Origin of the sequence: Mesorhizobium sp. M7A.F.Ca.CA.002.15.2.1 (assembly GCF_003998715.1) — a bacterium.
In the GTDB taxonomy this organism is placed as follows: domain Bacteria; phylum Pseudomonadota; class Alphaproteobacteria; order Rhizobiales; family Rhizobiaceae; genus Mesorhizobium; species Mesorhizobium ciceri.
The window spans coordinates 1-2999 of record NZ_RZPI01000670.1; the positions used below are offsets into that span (position 1 = coordinate 1).

Annotated in this window: 3 protein-coding genes and 1 pseudogene; 1 reads left to right on the forward strand and 3 read right to left on the reverse strand. The window is 62.5% G+C overall.

The genetic code is table 11. From position 1 onward, the window contains the following. The 3 genes and pseudogenes from ENZ74_RS35365 to ENZ74_RS27285 all read right to left on the reverse strand — a co-directional run. Positions 1-70: pseudogene (locus ENZ74_RS35365) on the reverse strand (dihydrofolate reductase); the annotation flags it as partial. 217 nt (positions 71-287) lie between these two features. Further along, positions 288-1319 carry a porphobilinogen synthase gene (hemB, locus tag ENZ74_RS27280; RefSeq protein ID WP_027162429.1) on the reverse strand — a complete coding sequence of 344 codons (1032 nt, stop codon included), beginning with the start codon at positions 1317-1319 and terminating at the stop codon, positions 288-290. A gap of 88 nt (positions 1320-1407) precedes the next feature. Further along, positions 1408-2184, reverse strand: coding sequence for a DUF2066 domain-containing protein (locus tag ENZ74_RS27285; RefSeq protein ID WP_245458399.1), 777 nt, complete (start codon positions 2182-2184; stop codon positions 1408-1410). 245 nt (positions 2185-2429) lie between these two features. Between ENZ74_RS27285 and ENZ74_RS27290 the strand changes: the two genes are divergently transcribed. Beyond that, positions 2430-2999, forward strand: a 570-nt coding sequence (locus ENZ74_RS27290) for an enoyl-CoA hydratase/isomerase family protein (protein WP_206522337.1), incomplete at its 3' end; no start/stop codon positions are given.

Consider the following 2999-nt stretch of genomic DNA (forward strand, 5'->3'; position numbering starts at 1 on the left):
GATCCTGATCGGGACCGGCGCCATAGCCGTCGAGCGATAGGGTGAAAGCGTTGACGCGAAGTTTGGACATGCGAGCCTCCTCGATAACCGATTGTGTTTTGCAAGCAGTTTTTTGTAACAAACCGATTGTGAATTGCAAGCGGTATTTTCAAGCTCAAACGAAGCCCACGCAACGGTCAAGTGGCCCTCGCTATGGATTCCCCGGCCAAGAGCCGGAAATTGGTATGGATGTCGAAGCGGATTGGCCGACATTGCTCGCCGCGACCGGCCGTCGTCGCGAAGAGAAATTACCCCTTCAGCATCTCCGCCACTTCGGGTGCGAAATAGGTCAGGATGCCGTCGCAGCCGGCGCGCTTGAAGGCGAGCAGCGATTCCAGCATTGCCTTCTCGCCGTCGATCCAGCCATTGGCGCCTGCCGCCTTGATCATCGAATATTCGCCCGACACCTGGTAGGCGAAGGTCGGCATCTGGAACTCGTCCTTCAGCCGCCGGATGATGTCGAGATAGGGCAGGCCGGGCTTGACCATCAGCATGTCGGCGCCCTCGGCGATGTCCTGTTCGGCCTCTCTCACCGCCTCGTCCGAATTGGCATGGTCGATGTAATAGGTCTTCTTGTCGCCCTTGAGCAGACCGGCGGTGCCCACCGCCTCGCGATAGGGTCCGTAGAAGGCCGAGGCGAATTTGGTCGCATAGGACATGATCGCCACGTCCTGAAAACCATTGGCATCGAGCGCGTCGCGGATGGCGCCGATGCGGCCGTCCATCATGTCGGACGGTGCGATGATGTCGGCGCCGGCGGCCGCCTGGATGACTGCGGCGGCGGTCACCTGTTCCACTGTCTCGTCGTTGACGATGATGCCGTCGCGCAGGATGCCGTCATGGCCGTGGCTGGTGAATGGGTCGAGCGCTGCGTCGGTGATGATGCCGATCTGCGGTACCGCATCCTTGATCGCGCGGGTGGCGCGGTTGATGACATTGTCGGGATCGAGGATGTGCGAGCCGGTCTGGTCGCGCAGCGAGATGTCCACATTGGGGAAGGTGGCGAGGGCGGGAATGCCGAGTTTTGCCGCGCGCTCTGCCTCCTTGACGGCGAGATCGATCGACAGGCGGAAGACGCCGGGCATGGCGGCGATCGGCTCGCAAACACCCTTGCCCTCGACGACGAAGATCGGCCAGATCAAATCGTCGACCGTGAGCCGGTTCTCTTGCACCAGACGGCGCGACCAGTCGGCCTTGCGCATGCGGCGCAGACGGCGGCTGCCGGTGATTTCGTCGACGCCGCGCGCGCCGGCGGGCTTTGCGGGGGTGAATTTGTTCATCGCCAGTACTCTCGTTCGGGCAGGCTTTTACCACGAGCTCCCGCCGCTGACCAATGCGGCACGATTGTGCCAGCGACCGGGTCGAGGCCTATTCGGGTTGCCCATTGCCTGACAGAATCTGTGCCGCGCCCCTGATGGCGACACGGAAAGCCTCGTCGAAGCCGACACCGCGCACCTGCCAGATGTAGGTCTTGCCGGCCATGGCCAGCCGCCAGTCGGCGATCCAGCCCAGTTCCTTGTCGCTCCAGACGAGACTGCCGTAAAGCGCCTGGTCGGCGCCGGCCTTCTCCGCAAGGGTGTCGAGCTTCGTCATCTCGGCATTGCGAAGCGCCTGATCGTCCAATCCGGCCTGCGACAGCTGCGCCACCGTGGGAAAAGTCACCTGCATGGCCAGCGGTACGGCGGCATTGCCGAACGATTCGCGCATCAGCATGCCACGGTCGTCCTCGGCATCGAGCGCGTAATGCGTTGTTCCGCGCTCGGTCGCCAAAAACACCACCAGCCGTGGCCGCTCGGTCAGCCACGGCCTGCTGCCGAGCGAAGCCAGCACCGGGTCGACGTCAGCAGGCTTGTACTGGCAGTAGAGATTATGAGGCCGATCGTACGTGCCCTGGTCGTCATGGTTGGGAATGCCTTCCATGCGGTCGCGATAGTGGAAACTGGCGACGAAGGTGCCGGCTTTGTCGCGCAATGCCGTCATTTCAGGTTTCGCCGGCAGGCGCTGATCGCCGGAAACCCGCACCAGAACCGCGTCGAGGCAGCGCTTGAAGCCGGACTGGCGGTTCTTCTCGTACTTGCCGTTGACGATGGTCTGCGAGCTGTAGAGGTCTTCCAAAGTCCCCGCCATGACCGGGTGAACAGCCAAGCAGAGGCTCAGCCCGATTGCCACCGGCGCAAGGTGCGAAAATCGAGTCATAAACAATCGTCCCGTTCGAAGACCCAGCAGGTACGCTGCAATGAACTCTACCCAGTTTTCCGTATTGCAGCTCTATTTTTAGCACTGGCTCCTGGTCCGGGCCAGAGCTTGCACCGGTGTCCTCGCCATTGACGCACCCATGCGCCACGCTTTAGCACTTCAGTCCCGGCGGCCGGGAGAGGGATTCTTTCACGATGGATTTTGGCGGAGGCGACGAGATCCGCTTCGAACATCTGGGCCGGGCCGGCGTCGTCACCTTGACGCGGCCGCAGGCGCTCAATGCCTTGACGCACCGCATGATCGGGGCGCTCGACGCCGCTCTTTCCGCCTGGGAGGCCGACCAGGGCATCGACGTCATCGTCGTCAAGGCAGAGGGCAGGGCCTTTTCGGCCGGCGGCGATATCCTGCATGTCTATGAGACAGGTCGGGCGGGAAAACCGCCGGTCGAGTTCTTCGCCGACGAATACCGGCTCAACGCCCGCATCAACAGCTACAAGAAGCCCTATGTCGCCCTGATCGACGGTATCGTCATGGGTGGCGGCGTCGGCATCTCCTTCCACGGCTCGCACCGGGTGATGACCGAGAATGCCCAGTTTGCCATGCCGGAAGTCGGCATCGGCTTCTTTCCGGATGTTGGCGCCAGCCACCTGCTGCCCGATCTCGGCGGCTCCTTCGGCATGTATCTGGCGCTGACCGGCAATCGCATTCGATATGGCGATGCGCTGTGGTCTGGGCTGGCCACCCATACCATCAAGGCCGAGGAC